The sequence below is a fragment of the Pantoea sp. B9002 genome (assembly GCF_013385945.1).
In the GTDB taxonomy this organism is placed as follows: domain Bacteria; phylum Pseudomonadota; class Gammaproteobacteria; order Enterobacterales; family Enterobacteriaceae; genus Pantoea.
The window spans coordinates 86,439-102,827 of record NZ_JACAPA010000010.1; the positions used below are offsets into that span (position 1 = coordinate 86,439).

A 16,389-nucleotide genomic window follows, 5' to 3' on the forward strand; every position below is an offset into this window, starting at 1 on the left:
GGGATTGCGTGGAAGTTTACAGCAACGAAAACGAACAAGTTGACGCACTGCGTCAGTTCTTTGCCAACAATGGCAAATTCCTGGCCGTTGGCGTAATCATCGGTATCGCTGCGCTGGGTGGCTGGCGCTTCTGGTCCAGCCATCAGGAAGGCACCGATAAAGCGGCATCAGCAGAATATCAACAGCTGACCAGCGCGATGCAGGCGGACAAGCCTGATTCGCTGGAAGCGGTCGCCACTTTCGCGAGCGAAAACAACAACACCTATGGTGCGTTGGCTTCGTTGGATCTGGCTAAGCAGTATGTTGAAACCAATCAGCTCGATAAAGCTATCGCTCTGTTACAGAGTGGGCTGAAAGATACCAAAGATGCCAACCTGCAGGCGGTGATTAACCTACGTCTGGCACGCATTCAGTTGCAGCAAAGTCAGGCCGATGCCGCACTTTCTACCCTTAACAATGTTAAAGGTGATGGCTGGACAGCCATTGTGGCGGACATTCGTGGTGAAGCACTGCTGAGCAAAGGCGATAAGCAGGGCGCGCGTGATGCCTGGAGCAAAGGTGCTGAATCGCAGGCCTCTCCTGCGCTGAAGCAAATGCTGCAGATGAAGATGAATAACTTAAGTTAAGCCAGTCAAGAGAGCGCACATGGAATTACGTAAATACCTGCTGCCAGGGCTGATTTCAGTCACTCTGCTCAGCGGTTGCTCGCTGTTCAGCGGCGAAGAAGATGTAGTGAAAATGGCCCCGCTGCCTAAAGTGGAAAACCAGTTTACGCCGCAGACCGCGTGGAGCACGTCGGTTGGCGACGGCGTTGGTGATTTCTATTCCAATCTGCATCCAGCCTGGCTGGACGGTACCGTGTATGCTGCGGATCGTTTTGGTGTGGTTAAAGCGCTTGATGCCAGCAATGGTAAAGAGAAATGGAAAGTCGATCTCTCTGAGAAAACCGGCTTCTTCTCGAAAAACATCTCGGCACTGCTTTCTGGCGGTGTAACGGCCAGCGGCGATCGTATCTACATCGGTAGCGAACGTGGTCAGGTATTTGCGTTAAATACCAGCGATGGTGGCATTGCCTGGCAGACCAAGGTCGCCGGTGAAGCGCTGTCGCGTCCGGTGGTGAGCGACGGTTTAGTTCTGGTTCACACCAGCAACGGTATGTTGCAAGGTCTTGATCAGAGCACTGGCGTGATCAAATGGACCGTTAACCTTGATATGCCTGCGCTGTCACTGCGCGGTGAATCAGCACCAACCGTGGCCTTTGGTGGCGCAATTGTGGGTGGCGATAATGGCCGCGTGAGCGCCGTCATCGTCAACCAAGGTCAGCTGATTTGGCAGCAGCGTATTTCGCAGCCAAGCGGCGCCACGGAAATCGATCGCCTGAGCGACGTCGATACCACGCCAGTCGTGGTAAACGGTGTGGTTTATGCGCTGGCGTATAACGGTAACCTCACCGCGCTGGAACTGCGTTCTGGTCAGGTGCTGTGGAAGCGTGAGATTGGCGGCGTGAAAGACATGGTGGTGGATGCGGGTCGTATCTATCTGGTCGATCAGGATGACCGCGTGATTGCCCTGAATGTCGACGGTGGCGTAGCCATCTGGCGTCAAAGTGATCTGCTGCATCGTAATCTGACCTCGCCGGTGCTGTTCAACGGTTATCTGGTGGTGGGCGATAGCGAAGGTTATCTGCACTGGATCAACACCCTTGACGGCCGCTTCGTGGCGCAGCAGAAACTGGACAGCGATGGCTTCCAGACTGAACCGGTTGTTGCCGGTGACAAGCTGCTGATCCAGGCGAAAGGCGGAGAAGTTTACGCCATCACCCGTTAAGGAATTGGCTCTGCGGGAACCCGTTTCCCGCTCGCTTACACGGCTCCTGATTCGTCAGGGGCCGTTTCGTTTTTAGTCAGGCATGGTATTCTTTGCGCCTTCAGCCTGACGCCTGGCGTCAAATGTCGTTATAATCACGCCATTCGGGCGAATTATTTTAAAAACTGAGGCAAGTGTTATGGTACCTGTGGTCGCGCTGGTTGGGCGTCCCAATGTGGGAAAATCTACGCTATTTAACCGTTTAACACGCACTCGTGATGCGCTGGTGGCGGATTTTCCTGGACTGACTCGCGATCGCAAATATGGTCGCGCCGAAGTGGAAGGGCGCGGATTCATTGTTATTGATACCGGCGGTATTGATGGCACCGAAGAGGGCGTAGAAAACCGCATGGCGGAGCAGTCGCTGCTGGCGATTGAAGAAGCCGATGTGGTGCTGTTTATGGTGGATGCGCGCGCGGGCGTGATGCCGGCGGATCAGCAAATCGCCAATCATCTGCGTGCGCGTGAGAAAGCCACCTTTGTTGTCGCCAACAAAACTGACGGTATCGACCCGGAAGCGGCGGTGCTGGATTTCTATGCGCTGGGCTTAGGCGAGATTCACGCCATTGCGGCTTCGCATGGCCGTGGCGTTAACAGCCTGCTGGAAACCGCACTGTTGCCGTGGATGGAAGAAATCGTTCCAGAAGTCGAGCTCACTGAAGAAGAAGAGAACGCCGCCTATTGGGCCGATTTAGAAGAAGAGAATGAGAAGGCGCTGGAGGAAGAGGAAGAAGAAGATTTCGACCCAACCACTTTGCCAATCAAACTCGCTATCGTTGGCCGCCCGAACGTGGGTAAGTCAACGCTAACTAACCGTATTCTTGGCGAAGATCGTGTAGTGGTCTTCGACATGCCGGGCACCACGCGCGACAGCATCTATATTCCGATGGAACGCGACGATCGTGAGTATGTCCTGATTGATACCGCTGGCGTTCGTAAGCGCGGTAAAATCACCGAAACCGTTGAGAAGTTCTCGGTGATCAAAACGTTGCAAGCGATCGAAGACGCTAACGTGGTGATGCTGGTGATTGATGCACGTGCCGGAATTTCCGATCAGGATCTCTCGCTGCTCGGCTTTATCCTGAACAGTGGGCGTTCACTGGTGATCGTGGTCAACAAGTGGGATGGCATGACGCAGGAAGCCAGAGATGAAGTCAAAGAGATGTTGGACTTCCGCCTGGGCTTTATCGATTTTGCGCGCATCCACTTTATTTCCGCCCTGCACGGCAGCGGCGTCGGCAACCTGTTCGAATCGGTGACCGAAGCGTACGACTGCTCCACCAAGCGTGTGGGCACCGCAATGCTGACGCGCATCATGACCATGGCCGCCGACGATCACCAGCCGCCGTTGGTGCGTGGTCGCCGCGTGAAGCTGAAATATGCGCACGCCGGTGGTTATAACCCGCCAATCGTGGTGATTCACGGCAACCAGGTGAAAGATCTGGCCGATTCCTATAAGCGTTACCTGATGAACTACTTCCGTCGTTCACTCAACGTGATGGGTACGCCGATTCGCATTCAGTTCAAAGAGGGCGATAACCCGTTCGCGGGCAAACGCAACCTGTTGACGCCGACGCAGCAGCGTAAACGTCAGCGTCTGATGTCGCATCTGAAGAAGAACAAGCGTTAAAATGAGAAGGGCCCAATAGGGCCCTTTTTTTATGCACCTGTAACTCGTAGGGTCGCCATTCATGGCGACCGCCATCCAAAGCGCAGAGGACAATTGATGAATTTTTCCTGCCCAGCCTGTCAGCAATTACTCACTCTCAGTGAAACCGGTTTTGACTGCCCCAACTGTGAACGTCATTTCGCACACATCGCTTTGTGCCCGGATTGCCACCAACCGTTACAAGTGCTGAAAGCCTGCGGCGCTGTCGATTACTTTTGTCAGCACGGCGACGGTCTCATCTCGAAAAAGCGCGTCGAATTTACGCCTGCCTTCACCGCAGATTAAAAAATCCGGCTCTCACGCCTATATTTATTAACAAGTTACGGCTGGATTTGTAGCAAAAATGCTATTAACCAGTGACTGCCGCGTTATGGATATTCACTTTTTATTGTACCAGGTGGTACAATCCTGCCGCCTTGTAGCGAGAATCACTCTCACCTGCGTTGTGTCCTCGCTCACAAGCGCCGAATCACGGGCATTGCACCCGTACCAATAGATATAAAATAAAGCGTAACGGAATAGTTCCTGTCTCCCGCTTCGGCTGGGGCCTTGTCATCGGCTGCCACAGATTTATCGGCGCCAGCGCTTTATTTTTTCAGGAGAGTTTTTGTTATGGCAGAAAATTCCGCTCGTCCCGGCAAAGGGCTGAGCATCTGGTCCGTACTGTTTGGCCTGGTCTTGCTGGCAATCGGCTTGTTCTTCGCAATCGGCGGCGGCAAGCTGGTCGCGCTGGGCGGCAGCTGGTACTTCCTCATCGCCGGTATCGTCATGCTGCTGTCGGCCATTCAGTTCTTCCGTCGCAAATCATCCGCCGTCACCCTGTTTATTCTGGTGTTTGCTGGCACGTTGATTTGGTCACTGTTTGATGCAGGCCTGCATTTCTGGCCGCTGGTATCACGCTTGATGGTGCCGGCCGGCTTGATGCTGTTTGCATTCCTCACCTGGCCAGCCCTGCGTAAAAGCGAAGGCAAAAGCTCTCTGGCGAAAGTCTCTTATGTGCTGTCTGCGGTCATCGTAGTTGGCATGGTGGCGACCTTCGTGCAGATGTTCCAGCCGCATCCTAGTGTGGCGTTTGACGGTAAACAGCTGCCGCTGATCCCGGTCGATAAATCAAAACCTCAGCAAGACTGGAGCAGCTACGGCCGTACGCCGGGTGGCGACCGCTTCGCTGCCATCGATCAGATTACCCGCGACAACGTGAAAGACCTGCAGGTCGCCTGGACTTTCCATACTGGCGATACGCCGATCAGCCCAACCGGTAACGGTGCGGAAGATCAGCAAACCCCGCTGCAAGTGGGCAACACGCTGTTCCTGTGCACCCCGCATAACAATGTGATTGCGGTTGCAGCAGACAGCGGTAAGGAAATCTGGAAACGCGAAATCAACGCGCAGGCAGAAGTGTGGAACCGCTGCCGTGGCTTAGCCTATTTCGATGCAACTAAACCGCTGCAGCAGCCAACAGAGCCGGGTTCAACGCCGGTCACTGCCGCTGTGCTGCCTGCGGGCGATACCTGTCAGCGTCGTATTCTGATGAACACCATTGATGCGCGTCTGATTGCTATCAACGCCGACAACGGTGAGCTGTGCGACACCTTCGGTACGCACGGTGTGGTTGACCTGAAAACCGGTCTGGGCAGTGCGCCAGATCCTCAATATCAGCTAACGTCACCGCCAGCGATGGCCGGTACCACCGTTGTTGTGGGTGGTCGTGTCGCCGATAACGTACAGACCGACATGCCTGGCGGCGTGCTGCGTGGTTTTGACGTTATCACCGGTCAGATGCGTTGGGCGTTTGACCCAGGCAACGATGATCCAAATGCAGTACTGATGCCGGGTAAAGATTACACCCGCAGTACGCCGAACTCGTGGGCGCCAATGTCTTACGATCCGGCAATGAACACCGTGTTCCTGCCGATGGGTAGCTCGTCAGTGGATCTGTGGGGTGCGAACCGTACCAAACTGGATCACACTTACGGTGCATCAATCCTGGCGCTGGATGCAACCACCGGTAAGCAGAAGTGGGTTTATCAGACCGTGCATAACGATCTGTGGGACTTCGACCTGCCAATGCAGCCGAGCCTGGTCGACTTCCCGATGAAGGATGGCACCAACAAGCCAGCCGTGGTTATCGGAGCAAAAACCGGCATGATCTGGGTGCTGGATCGCCTGACCGGCAAGCCTTTGACCAAAGTTGAAGAGCTGCCGATGCCGCAGGGTCACATCCCGAACGAGCAGTACACCAAAACTCAGCCGCACTCTGTGGAAATGCCAAATATCGGCAACCAGAAAATGACTGAGTCGGATATGTGGGGTGCAACACCATTTGATCAGCTGGCGTGCCGTATTGCCTTTAAAGGCATGCGTTACGATGGTCTGTTCACCGTGCCGGATACCGATAAATCCCTCAGCTTCCCAGGTTCACTGGGCGGTATGAACTGGGGCGGTATCTCGTTTGACCCGAACAACCAGTACATGTTCGTTAACGACATGCGTCTGGGCCTGTGGGTACAGATGATCCCACAAGACACCAGCAAAACGGCGGCCAGCAACGGTGGTGAAGCTATCAACACCGGTATGGGTGCGGTTCCGCTGAAAGGCACACCGTACGCGGTTAACAAGAACCGCTTCATGTCGCCGCTGGGCATTCCGTGCCAGGCTCCGCCGTTCGGTACGCTGTCGGCGATTGACATGAAAACCCGTCAGATCGTGTGGCAGGTACCGGTGGGTACCGTAGAAGATACCGGTCCGTTTGGTATCAAAATGCGCGCGAAAATGCCAATTGGTATGCCGACCTTAGGCGGCACGCTGGCAACGCAGGGCGGCCTGGTGTTCATCGCGGGTACGCAGGATTACTATCTGCGCGCTTTCGATAGCTCAACCGGTAAAGAAGTATGGAAAGCACGTCTGCCAGTCGGCAGCCAGGGCGGTCCAATTAGCTACGTTTCGCCGAAAACCGGCAAACAGTACATCCTGATCTCCGCAGGCGGCGCACGTCAGTCGCCAGACCGTGGTGATTACGTGATTGCTTACGCGCTGCCAGACAGCAAGTAAGTTAAAAAATGAGAAAGGCCGACATCATGATGTCGGCCTTTTTTTTATAACCTTCCGTGGCACATCTCTTCCTTTAAGGCACCTTAATTACTGCTGCTTGGAAGGGCGACGGCTTTTTTGACCTCCTTTTCTTCCAGCTTCCCTGGCTCTTTCAGGATCGTTTCTGAAATTACCCCCACTGACTTTGCCGCCAACGCTACCGGCTTCCCTGGCGCGCTCCGGATCCTCTGCAAAGTTCCCGGCACCACCTCGTTGCTTTTTTTGTGTCATAGCAGAGACCTCATCTAAGGGTGTTTTCTTCGACATGGACTAGCTAGCCACATAATGAGTATAGTCAGTCAGTTACGGTCTGCCTTGAGAGATCTCTGATAACCTATTCGCCGTCTCGCCACAGCGATTGCAGCTCGGGTGGCGCCAGTTGTTCGGGAATTAAAATCACTAAACTTCCCGCCTCGCGGTGGGTGGCGTAGGAGATTTGAATGCGGTAGTAGCGCTGATCGCCACGACCGACATTCGCCGCCTGATCTTCCGTTTCCCCCAGCGGCATTGCCTGTTCAAGCACTTCGCAGACGCGCTGCTTTTGCGGTTCCGGCAGTTCCGCCAGCGCAAAACGCCGCTCGCCGCGCAGTTTGGGGATAAAAGCGATTCCGCCTTCACGCGCCAGCTCGATTATTGCGTCATCGGTCAGTTGGATGTCCACGTTACGCCCACCTGCTGCCAGGCGGATTGGATCTTCTCCGCCACTGAGTTGTTGAACCGTTGATTGGCGTGCTGCACGGTAAAGCGCGCAAAGGTGCTGAAATCGGCATCCTGCGGCAGCGTTTTGTCGCACAGCGTGTCGTACCAGGCTTGGCCAGCCTGTTCCCACGCGAAGCCGCCCAGCGCTTTGGCGGCGAGATAGAAGGCGCGATTGGGAATACCAGAATTGAGGTGCACGCCGCCGTTGTCGTCACGCGTTTCGATGTAATGCGCCATATCGGCCGGTTGCGGATCTTTGCCCAGCACCGGATCGTCGTAGGCCGTTCCCGGTGACGACATCGATCGCAATCCGCGCCCGTTGATGCCCTGCGCCAGTAAACCTTCGCCGATGATCCAGTCGGCTTGATCGGCGCGCTGCTTGAGGTGGAATTGTTTCACCAGCGAGCCAAACACGTCAGACATCGATTCGTTCAGCGCACCTGCCTGCTGGAAGTAGATCAATCCCGCTTCGGTTTCCGTCACGCCGTGCGTCAGCTCGTGCGCCACTACATCCAGCGCGATGGTGAAGCGATTGAAAATCTCGCCGTCGCCGTCACCAAACACCATCTGCTGACCGTTCCAGAAGGCGTTTTGATACTCCTTGCCGTAATGCACGGTGCCATCGAGCTTGAGGCCTTTGTTGTCCAGCGAGTTGCGTTGGTAGGTTTGCCAAAAGAAAGCGTAGGTAATGCCGAGATATTTCCAGGCCTCTTCGGCTGCAACATCGCCATTTCCCGCCTGGCCTTCTTCGCGCACCAAAGTGCCGGGCAGATTTTGCGTCCCTTCGGCGTCGTAGATAGCACGCAGCACCGTGCCTGGCTGCGCTGTGGCGGTACCTGCCGGTTTAGCGTTATGTTCGCCCATCAAGTGTTGGACGTGGGTGAGGGTGCGGCGCGCGTAGTCTTGCTGCGCGCCGGAGCAGTTGGCAATGATATTGCGCAGAATGTATGGAGGAATCACGCTGTAAGACATACCAATCTCCCTGGCTACATGATGAATGTGCCAGAAAGTATAGTTTTCATACTATGAACGTGCTTTGCGGCTCCGGGATTTCTGCGGTTCGAGTGCGGTAACCTGGCTTTCCACCCAGCCATCGTCCAGCCGGGTGCGTAGCAAGTCGCCTTTGCTCAGCTGCTGAGTTTTCTTCACCACCTGACCTTGGGTGTCGGTGGTTACGCTAAAGCCACGCGCCAGCGTCGCCAGCGGGCTCACGCCTTCCAGCTGCGCCGCCAGCGTGCCAAAGCGCTGACGATTGTGATTGAGCTGCTTTTCCATGCCCTGCTGTAAGCGATAGTGCCATTGCTGGAGCTGCTGCTGAGCGCGCAGAATACGTCCCTGCGGCTGCTGGGCGTTAAGGCGTTGCAGCAGGCGATCCTGCTGACGATTGGCCACACGCATGCGCTGGTCCATCGCTTCACCGAGACGGCGCTGCAGCTGGAAGAGCGCCGTTTGCTGGCGTGCCAGACGCAGCTGCGGATGCTGCTGCTGTAAACGGTGCTGAAGACGCGTGAAGCGACGCTGCTGCTGTGCCAGATAGAAATCCATCGCCATCTCCATGCGCTGCTGCTGCGACTGCAAACGGCGCAACAGCTCCAACTGATTACGGCTCACCAGTTCAGCCGCAGCAGACGGCGTTGGCGCGCGTAAATCCGCTACGAAGTCAGCGATGGTGACATCGGTTTCATGCCCAACGGCGCTGACAATCGGCAGGCGGCTGGCAAAAATCGCCCGCGCCACGCGTTCGTCATTGAAACTCCACAAATCTTCCAGCGAACCGCCACCACGACCGACAATCAGCACGTCACACTCATCACGCTGGTTAGCCAGTTCAATGGCACGCACAATGCCAGCCGGCGCATCCACGCCTTGCACCGCGGTGGGATAGATAATCACCGGCAGTGAAGGATCGCGTCGATGCAGCACGCGCAGCACGTCGTGCAGCGCCGCGCCTGTGGCGGAGGTAATCACGCCCACCTGACGCGCCGGATCCGGCAGCGGCTGTTTGAACTGTTGATCGAATAAGCCTTCCGCGGCTAAACGCGCTTTCAGCTGCTCGAATTGCTGCTGCAGCAAACCTTCACCGGCCGGATGCATGCTTTCGATAATCAGCTGATAATCGCCGCGCGGCTCATACAGCGTGATGCTGGCCCGCACTAACACTTGCTGGCCATGTTGCGGACGGAAGGTGACGCGACGATTGCTGTTGCGGAACATTGCGCAGCGCACTTGTGCGCCATCATCCTTCAACGTGAAGTACCAATGACCGGAAGAGGGCTGAGTGAAATTTGATATTTCAGCGCTGAGCCACACCAGGCCCATCTCATTTTCCAGCAGTTGGCGCACCGTGGTGTTCAGGCGGCTGACAGTAAAAATATTGGCGGTTGGCGGTAGCGACATGTGATGTAGATCAAATTTTAAATCAGAGGGTTAATCAACTGATACTACATTGCTTGCCCTGAGGATCAAGACATTTTCTGAAAAAACACTGGAGGCAATCGGTTTCGGCCTGTATAATGCCGCGGCAATATTTTATCTGTTTTAATCGCCCCCAGGTGGAGATATTGCAATGTTAAGAATCGCTAAAGAAGCCCTCACATTTGACGACGTTCTGCTCGTTCCCGCTCACTCCACTGTCTTACCGAACACCGCTGATCTCAGCACTCAACTGACGAAAAACATCCGTCTGAACATCCCAATGCTCTCCGCTGCAATGGACACCGTGACCGAAGCCGGTCTGGCCATTGCGCTGGCGCAGGAAGGTGGTTTGGGCTTTATTCACAAAAACATGTCAATTGAGCGCCAGGCGGATGAAGTTCGTAAGGTGAAAAAACACGAAAGTGGCGTAGTTACCGATCCGCAAACCGTGCTGCCAACCACCGCGCTGGCGGCGGTGAAAGAGCTGACCGAACGTAACGGCTTCGCCGGTTACCCGGTCGTGAACACCGAGAACGAGCTGGTGGGCATCATCACTGGTCGTGACGTGCGTTTTGTAACCGATCTGACCTTGCCGGTTTCTGCGGTGATGACCCCGAAAGAGCGCCTGGTAACGGTGAAAGAGGGTGAAGCACGTGAAGTTGTGCTGCACAAAATGCATGAAAAACGTGTTGAGAAAGCGCTGGTTGTTGATGACAGCTTCCACCTGCTGGGCATGATCACCGTTAAAGACTTCCAGAAAGCCGAACGTAAACCTAACGCGTGTAAAGATGCGGAAGGCCGTCTGCGCGTAGGCGCGGCGGTAGGCGCCGGTGCGGGCAACGAAGAGCGCGTAGATGCGCTGGTTGCTGCCGGGGTTGACGTGCTGCTGATTGACTCATCACACGGTCACTCTGAAGGCGTGCTGCAGCGTATTCGTGAAACCCGTGCTAAATATCCGAACCTGGAAATCATCGGCGGCAACGTTGCCACCGGCGCAGGCGCATTGGCGCTGGCGCAGGCCGGCGTGAGCGCGGTGAAAGTGGGGATCGGTCCTGGCTCAATCTGTACCACGCGTATCGTGACCGGCGTTGGTGTTCCACAAATCACCGCGGTTTCAGATGCGGTTGCCGCGCTGGAAGGCACCGGCATTCCGGTTATCGCGGATGGCGGTATCCGCTTCTCTGGCGACATCGCTAAAGCGATTGCAGCAGGCGCAGCGGCCGTCATGGTCGGTTCTATGCTGGCTGGTACCGAAGAGTCTCCGGGCGAAATCGAGCTGTATCAAGGCCGTTCGTTCAAGTCTTATCGCGGTATGGGTTCACTGGGCGCGATGTCTAAAGGCTCTTCAGATCGTTACTTCCAGAGCGATAACGCCGCTGACAAACTGGTACCGGAAGGTATCGAAGGCCGCGTTGCCTACAAAGGCCGCCTGAAAGAGATCGTGCACCAGCAGATGGGCGGCTTGCGCTCTTGCATGGGCCTGACCGGTTGCCCGACCATCGACGATCTGCGTACTAAAGCAGAGTTCGTGCGTATCAGCGGCGCGGGTATTAACGAGAGCCACGTGCATGATGTGACCATCACAAAAGAGTCACCAAACTACCGCATGGGTTCATAATCCCGTAAAATTAAGCGCCCGGCACCCGCCGGGCGCTTTTATTATTAAGTCCATCCCAATGGAAACGCCTCAATGACGACTGAAAATATTCATAAACATCGTATTTTGATCCTCGATTTTGGTTCTCAGTATACGCAGCTGGTGGCGCGCCGCGTGCGCGAGCTGGGTGTCTACTGCGAACTCTGGGCGTGGGATGTCACCGAAGAGCAAATTCGCCAGTTCAACCCGAACGGCATCATTCTCTCTGGCGGTCCGGAAAGTACCACCGAGCTGAACAGCCCGCGTGCGCCGGAATACGTGTTTAACGCCGGTGTGCCAGTGCTGGGTGTCTGCTACGGCATGCAGACCATGGCGATGCAGCTGGGCGGTAAGGTTGAAGGCTCGAACGAGCGTGAATTTGGTTATGCACAGGTTGAAGTGCTGACCCAGAGCGCGCTGGTGCGTGACATCGAAGATGCGATTAGTGCAGCAGGTAAACCGCTGCTGGACGTTTGGATGAGCCACGGCGACAAAGTCACCGCCATCCCAGCCGGTTTCGAAACCGTTGCCAGCACCGAAACCTGTCCGTTCGCCATCATGGCTAACGAAGAGAAGAAATTCTACGGCGTGCAGTTCCACCCGGAAGTGACGCACACGCGTCAGGGCCTGCGCATGCTCGAGCGTTTCATTCGTGACATCTGTGGCTGTGAAGCGCTGTGGACGCCAGCCAAAATCATCGAAGATGCGGTTGAGCGTATTCGTCAGCAGGTTGGCGATGACAAAGTGATCCTCGGCCTGTCTGGCGGCGTGGACTCTTCTGTGACCGCGATGCTGCTGCACCGCGCCATCGGCGAGCGTTTGACCTGCGTGTTCGTCGACAACGGTTTGCTGCGTCTGAATGAAGCTGAGCAGGTGCTCGACATGTTCGGCGACCACTTCGGTCTGAACATCGTGCACGTTGCGGCTGAAGCGCGTTTCCTTGATGCGCTGGCGGGCGAAAACGATCCTGAAGCTAAGCGTAAAATCATTGGCCGCGTATTCGTTGAAGTGTTCGACGAGCAGGCGCTGCGTCTGGAAGACGTGAAGTGGCTGGCACAGGGCACCATCTATCCTGACGTGATCGAATCAGCTGCTTCTGCCACCGGTAAAGCGCACGTGATCAAATCGCACCACAACGTGGGCGGTTTGCCAAAAGAGATGAAGATGGGCTTGGTTGAGCCGCTGAAAGAGCTGTTCAAAGACGAAGTGCGTAAAATCGGTCTGGAACTCGGCTTGCCATACGACATGCTGTATCGTCACCCGTTCCCAGGTCCAGGTCTGGGCGTGCGCGTGCTGGGCGAAGTGAAGAAAGAGTACTGCGACCTGCTGCGCCGCGCAGACGCTATCTTCATTGAAGAGCTGCATAAAGCTGACCTGTACAACAAAGTCAGCCAGGCGTTCACCGTGTTCTTGCCAGTACGTTCTGTTGGCGTGATGGGCGACGGTCGTAAATATGATTGGGTGGTTTCACTGCGTGCAGTTGAAACTATCGACTTCATGACCGCGCACTGGGCGCACCTGCCGTACGATTTCCTCGGCCGCGTCTCTAACCGCATCATCAACGAAGTCAACGGCATTTCCCGCGTGGTTTATGATATTTCAGGTAAACCACCTGCGACGATCGAGTGGGAATAAATCCTGCTTTGATTACTGCGTGAAAACGAAGCCCGCTTAACTGCGGGCTTTTTCTTTCAAACGTTCTGATGGCAGATTAAGCGGCTAAATGAATCGCATAGTTCGTGAATACAAGCCCCCCATTTCGATGCAAGATAGCGAGTGATTTTTTACTCATCAGGATGCCGTCGATGTTGCCTTTCAAAGCCGTACTGATCTCATTTCTTTGCATCATCTTGCTTTCATTAGGCGCGAGTCTGGCGCAGGCAACGCGTGGCGGTGAGCTCACCTCTGAACGCGGTGGATGGGCATCCGCAAGGCGCGATTCGGCCGGTATCGCACCGGATCCACAGCGTTATGCGGCAGAAGCTATCGTGCAGATTTATGCTGCCCCAACCTATGGCTGGAAGGGCGCAGTGGCGGTGCATCCGTGGATTATCTTCAAACGCGCCGGTGAAACCCGCTATAACCGTTACGAAGTGATTAGCTGGGGCAGCGGCGATAAAGTGCGTCGTAACAGCAATCTTCCGGATGGTTACTGGTACGGCGCGAAGCCACGTCTGCTGGTTGATCATCGCGGCACTAGCGCAGAAGCGATGATTCCGCAGATCGAAGCGGCAATTAAATCCTATCCGTGGCCGACCACGTATCACGCCTGGCCGGGACCCAACAGCAATACTTTCATGGCGCATATCGGCCGCGAGGTTCCGGCATTGAAGCTGGACCTGCCGGCTAACGCGCTTGGCAAAGATTATCGCTCGCTACTTAATCCGGTGGGTTTACCGCCGTCAGGTCGCGGCGTGCAGCTTTCCCTGCTGGGTGTGTTGGGCGTGACGGTTGGAGCGGAAGAGGGGCTGGAAGTGAATCTGCTGGGTTTAAACATGGGGCTGGATTTCACACCTTTCCGGCTGCGTCTGCCGTTTATTGGCGGCATCGGGCAGAATAATGTGCAGCGAGACAATCCATAAAAAATGTCTATATATGCAGGTGCGCATAAATGCGCACCCTACAAAATCCTGCCAATTAAACGTAGGGTCGCCATTCATGGCGACCAATTCACGCTTAACTAACCAGCATTACGTTTTTTAACAGACGCCGAAATCGCCGTCTTCGTGATACAGATTCACGGTATCGGCTCTGACCTCAATTTCTCGCTTGATGTGATCGTCAACACGAGCGCACCACAGCATATCGCCTTCCACGCGCAGCACCTGCATCTTTGGGCCACCGGTTTTAGACTGCACAAAATCATCCACGTTAAACATGCTTCTTCTCCGTCAGGTCAGTGATAACAACAGAGTCTATATGCACTTCAGGTGCTGTGCGGTTGATTTTGTGCTCAGATCTTTTATGGTTGTCAGTTGACAACCTGGCGTTTTGAGCATAATTTTGCCTGGCTTTTGATTGGTATATGAGGAAAACATGGAATTTGAGTTTACGCTGCGTTTTCAGCTCAGTGATGAGATCGCCATCGATGAAGTGCTTGAGCGGCTCGGCTCGCAAGGCTGCACTGATGCGTTAATTGGTGCGGGTGTAGCGGGAAAATTAAGCATGACGTTCTGCCGCGAAGCCAGCACTGCACAGGACGCGGTGCGCAGCGCGTTAGCGGATGTTTTTCAGGCATTGCCAGATGCTGAAATGATTGAAGCCGCGCCAGATTTAGTCGGGCTGACGGATATCGCAGAGTTGATTGGTGTTTCGCGGCAGAACATGCGCAAGCTGATGCTCAGCCACAGCCCGCAGTTTCCGCGTCCGATTCATGATGGAAAAACAGCCATATGGCATTTGGTCGATGTACTGGAGTGGTTAAATCAGCGTGGTTCAACGCGGGTCAATCCAGCATTGAGTGAACTGGCGCGCGCAACGTTGCAACTCAATTTACAGCAGATGCTGCAACGTTACGCACACTGTTTAAAGCCTTAATGATGCAGCAAAAATATCGTCGCCAGACCAAGGAAGATAAAGAATCCGCCGGTATCGGTGATCGCGGTGATCAGCACGCTGGAGCCAACGGCGGGGTCGCGTTTCATCCTGGTCATGATTAACGGAATCAGCACGCCCATCAGCGCGGCCAGCAGCAGGTTCAGCACCATCGCCAGCATCATCACGCCGCCGAGCTGCAGGTTGTCGTACATCAGCCAGGTGACGCCGCCCATAATGCCGCCCCAGAACAGGCCGTTAATCAATGCCACGCCGAGTTCACGCATGATCAGAAACGAGAAGTTACCCGGTTCAACCTGATGCAGCGCCAGCGCACGCACAATCATGGTAATGGTTTGATTGCCGGTGTTACCGCCGATGCCGGCGACGATTGGCATTAGTGCCGCCAGCGCAACCAGCTGCGATATGGTGGCTTCGAATAGGCCAATCACGCGCGAAGCGACAAATGCGGTACACAGGTTAACCGCCAGCCAGGCCCAGCGTTTGCCCACCGCTTTGCGCACCGGCGCAAACACGTCTTCGCCCTGGCTGATACCACCCATTTTACGGATGTTGCTTTCGTTCTCTTCGTTCACCAAATCGACCACGTCTTCAATGGTGATGCGGCCAATCAGTTTGCCTTGAGCATCGGTGACCGCGGCGGAGATCAGGTTATAACGTTCGAACGCGCTGGCAGCGTCTTCCGCTTTATCGTTGAGCTGAAACGTAGTGGGATGTGAATTCATCACTTCTGCGACCAGCATCTTCGGCTTATTGAGCAGAATATCAGTGAGCGTTAACTCACCCACCAGTTGGTTCTGTTCATCGGTGATAAAGATCTTATCGGTGCCGTCAGGCATTTTTTTGCCTTTACGCAAATAGCGCTGCACCGTGGCTAAGGTCACGTCAGAGCGCACCGTCAGGATGTTGAAATCCATGATCTGGCCGACGCGATCGCGGTCCAGCTCGATCACGCTCATCAGCCGCGCGCGCAGGCTAGGTTCGAGGGTGGTGAGCAGACGTCCGGTTAAATCGCGCGGCAGATAGCGCGCCAGATATACCTGATCGTCGATATCCAGCGGCTCAATGGCGTGCAGAATATCGCGATCAGACATTTCTTCCGTCAGGCTGGCCCAAACGGTTTCTGAAGCCTCAACCAGTACGTGACCGCGCTGTGCAGTCGGCACCAAACGCCACAGCGCCTGACGCTCTTCTTCCGGCAAGGCTTCGAGGATGTCGGCCAAATCCGCGGCGTGTAATTGCTGCAGCTCACGCTCTAATTCATGACGCCAGTCGGTGATATCACGCAGTTCGGCGGCATTCAGATCGACGGATTTATCCAGCAGAACATCAACCAGATCGTGCTCGTTGAGCAGCAGGTTAAGGATGTGATGGCGGGTTTCAGCTAATTTTTGTGAATGCGAAGCAGACATAACGCGTTCCTTGTGTCTGTAAAGTCAGCTCACAGTGTAGCGCGTTG

General features: G+C 55.1%; 15 protein-coding genes. 9 read left to right on the forward strand and 6 right to left on the reverse strand.

Annotation, left to right across the window (positions count from 1 at the left end):
- Positions 1-8 precede the first annotated feature (8 nt).
- From HX773_RS07545 to HX773_RS07565, 5 genes are all read left to right on the forward strand, one after another.
- Positions 9-626 carry a YfgM family protein gene (locus HX773_RS07545; protein WP_064739550.1) on the forward strand — a complete coding sequence of 206 codons (618 nt, stop codon included), beginning with the start codon at positions 9-11 and terminating at the stop codon, positions 624-626.
- A gap of 19 nt (positions 627-645) precedes the next feature.
- Positions 646-1,827, forward strand: a complete 1,182-nt coding sequence (gene bamB, locus HX773_RS07550; RefSeq protein ID WP_176971057.1) for an outer membrane protein assembly factor BamB — start codon at positions 646-648, stop codon at positions 1,825-1,827.
- Between the two features lie 178 nt (positions 1,828-2,005).
- Complete coding sequence (gene der, locus HX773_RS07555) at positions 2,006-3,496, forward strand: ribosome biogenesis GTPase Der (RefSeq protein WP_176971058.1); 1,491 nt, start codon at positions 2,006-2,008, stop codon at positions 3,494-3,496.
- A 96-nt stretch (positions 3,497-3,592) separates the two neighbouring features.
- Entirely contained in the window at positions 3,593-3,820 is a 228-nt protein-coding gene (locus HX773_RS07560; RefSeq protein WP_176971059.1) for a zinc ribbon domain-containing protein, read from the forward strand.
- Between the two features lie 327 nt (positions 3,821-4,147).
- Positions 4,148-6,586 carry a glucose/quinate/shikimate family membrane-bound PQQ-dependent dehydrogenase gene (locus HX773_RS07565; protein ID WP_176971060.1) on the forward strand — a complete coding sequence of 813 codons (2,439 nt, stop codon included), beginning with the start codon at positions 4,148-4,150 and terminating at the stop codon, positions 6,584-6,586.
- Between the two features lie 87 nt (positions 6,587-6,673).
- Here the strand turns inward: HX773_RS07565 and HX773_RS07570 are convergent, their stop codons facing one another.
- From HX773_RS07570 to xseA, 4 genes are all read right to left on the reverse strand, one after another.
- A complete protein-coding gene (locus HX773_RS07570) occupies positions 6,674-6,856 on the reverse strand; it encodes a general stress protein (RefSeq protein ID WP_176971198.1) in 183 nt (60 codons plus the stop codon).
- A gap of 103 nt (positions 6,857-6,959) precedes the next feature.
- Positions 6,960-7,286 (reverse strand): protealysin inhibitor emfourin, encoded by a 327-nt coding sequence (locus tag HX773_RS07575; protein ID WP_176971061.1) that lies wholly within the window; start codon positions 7,284-7,286, stop codon positions 6,960-6,962.
- The gene (locus tag HX773_RS07580; RefSeq protein ID WP_176971062.1) at positions 7,271-8,296 is read right to left on the reverse strand and encodes a M4 family metallopeptidase; all 1,026 of its coding nucleotides are present in this window, start codon (positions 8,294-8,296) and stop codon (positions 7,271-7,273) included. The genes HX773_RS07575 and HX773_RS07580 overlap by 16 nt, the downstream gene beginning before the upstream one ends.
- Positions 8,297-8,347: 51 nt before the next feature.
- The gene (xseA, locus tag HX773_RS07585) at positions 8,348-9,721 is read right to left on the reverse strand and encodes an exodeoxyribonuclease VII large subunit (RefSeq protein ID WP_176971063.1); all 1,374 of its coding nucleotides are present in this window, start codon (positions 9,719-9,721) and stop codon (positions 8,348-8,350) included.
- 169 nt (positions 9,722-9,890) lie between these two features.
- Between xseA and guaB the strand changes: the two genes are divergently transcribed.
- The 3 genes from guaB (at position 9,891) to HX773_RS07600 (ending at position 13,957) form a co-directional block, all read left to right on the forward strand.
- Positions 9,891-11,357 (forward strand): IMP dehydrogenase, encoded by a 1,467-nt coding sequence (gene guaB / locus HX773_RS07590; RefSeq protein WP_008108316.1) that lies wholly within the window; start codon positions 9,891-9,893, stop codon positions 11,355-11,357.
- Between the two features lie 72 nt (positions 11,358-11,429).
- Positions 11,430-13,010, forward strand: coding sequence for a glutamine-hydrolyzing GMP synthase (gene guaA / locus HX773_RS07595; protein WP_064739543.1), 1,581 nt, complete (start codon positions 11,430-11,432; stop codon positions 13,008-13,010).
- Positions 13,011-13,180: 170 nt separating this feature from the next.
- Positions 13,181-13,957, forward strand: coding sequence for a DUF3750 domain-containing protein (locus tag HX773_RS07600; RefSeq protein ID WP_176971064.1), 777 nt, complete (start codon positions 13,181-13,183; stop codon positions 13,955-13,957).
- A 117-nt stretch (positions 13,958-14,074) separates the two neighbouring features.
- Here the strand turns inward: HX773_RS07600 and HX773_RS07605 are convergent, their stop codons facing one another.
- Complete coding sequence (locus HX773_RS07605) at positions 14,075-14,254, reverse strand: hypothetical protein (RefSeq protein ID WP_008108319.1); 180 nt, start codon at positions 14,252-14,254, stop codon at positions 14,075-14,077.
- Between the two features lie 157 nt (positions 14,255-14,411).
- On the opposite strand from HX773_RS07605, the gene HX773_RS07610 reads away from it, so the two are divergent.
- Positions 14,412-14,912 carry an AlpA family transcriptional regulator gene (locus HX773_RS07610; RefSeq protein ID WP_176971065.1) on the forward strand — a complete coding sequence of 167 codons (501 nt, stop codon included), beginning with the start codon at positions 14,412-14,414 and terminating at the stop codon, positions 14,910-14,912.
- Here HX773_RS07610 and mgtE read toward each other — a convergent pair.
- Entirely contained in the window at positions 14,909-16,342 is a 1,434-nt protein-coding gene (gene mgtE / locus HX773_RS07615) for a magnesium transporter (protein WP_176971066.1), read from the reverse strand. The genes HX773_RS07610 and mgtE overlap by 4 nt on opposite strands.
- Positions 16,343-16,389 lie beyond the last annotated feature (47 nt).

Bases quoted from the DNA above. Each gene is read 5' to 3' on its own strand.
- HX773_RS07580 (WP_176971062.1), bottom strand. From the start codon at position 8,296: ATGTCTTACAGCGTGATTCCTCCATACATTCTGCGCAATATCATTGCC.
- HX773_RS07610 (WP_176971065.1), top strand. From the start codon at position 14,412: ATGGAATTTGAGTTTACGCTGCGTTTTCAGCTCAGTGATGAGATCGCC.
- HX773_RS07605 (WP_008108319.1), bottom strand. From the start codon at position 14,254: ATGTTTAACGTGGATGATTTTGTGCAGTCTAAAACCGGTGGCCCAAAG.
- HX773_RS07560 (WP_176971059.1), top strand. From the start codon at position 3,593: ATGAATTTTTCCTGCCCAGCCTGTCAGCAATTACTCACTCTCAGTGAA.
- HX773_RS07600 (WP_176971064.1), top strand. From the start codon at position 13,181: ATGTTGCCTTTCAAAGCCGTACTGATCTCATTTCTTTGCATCATCTTG.
- guaA (WP_064739543.1), top strand. From the start codon at position 11,430: ATGACGACTGAAAATATTCATAAACATCGTATTTTGATCCTCGATTTT.
- HX773_RS07570 (WP_176971198.1), bottom strand. From the start codon at position 6,856: ATGACACAAAAAAAGCAACGAGGTGGTGCCGGGAACTTTGCAGAGGAT.
- bamB (WP_176971057.1), top strand. From the start codon at position 646: ATGGAATTACGTAAATACCTGCTGCCAGGGCTGATTTCAGTCACTCTG.
- mgtE (WP_176971066.1), bottom strand. From the start codon at position 16,342: ATGTCTGCTTCGCATTCACAAAAATTAGCTGAAACCCGCCATCACATC.
- HX773_RS07565 (WP_176971060.1), top strand. From the start codon at position 4,148: ATGGCAGAAAATTCCGCTCGTCCCGGCAAAGGGCTGAGCATCTGGTCC.
- der (WP_176971058.1), top strand. From the start codon at position 2,006: ATGGTACCTGTGGTCGCGCTGGTTGGGCGTCCCAATGTGGGAAAATCT.
- guaB (WP_008108316.1), top strand. From the start codon at position 9,891: ATGTTAAGAATCGCTAAAGAAGCCCTCACATTTGACGACGTTCTGCTC.
- xseA (WP_176971063.1), bottom strand. From the start codon at position 9,721: ATGTCGCTACCGCCAACCGCCAATATTTTTACTGTCAGCCGCCTGAAC.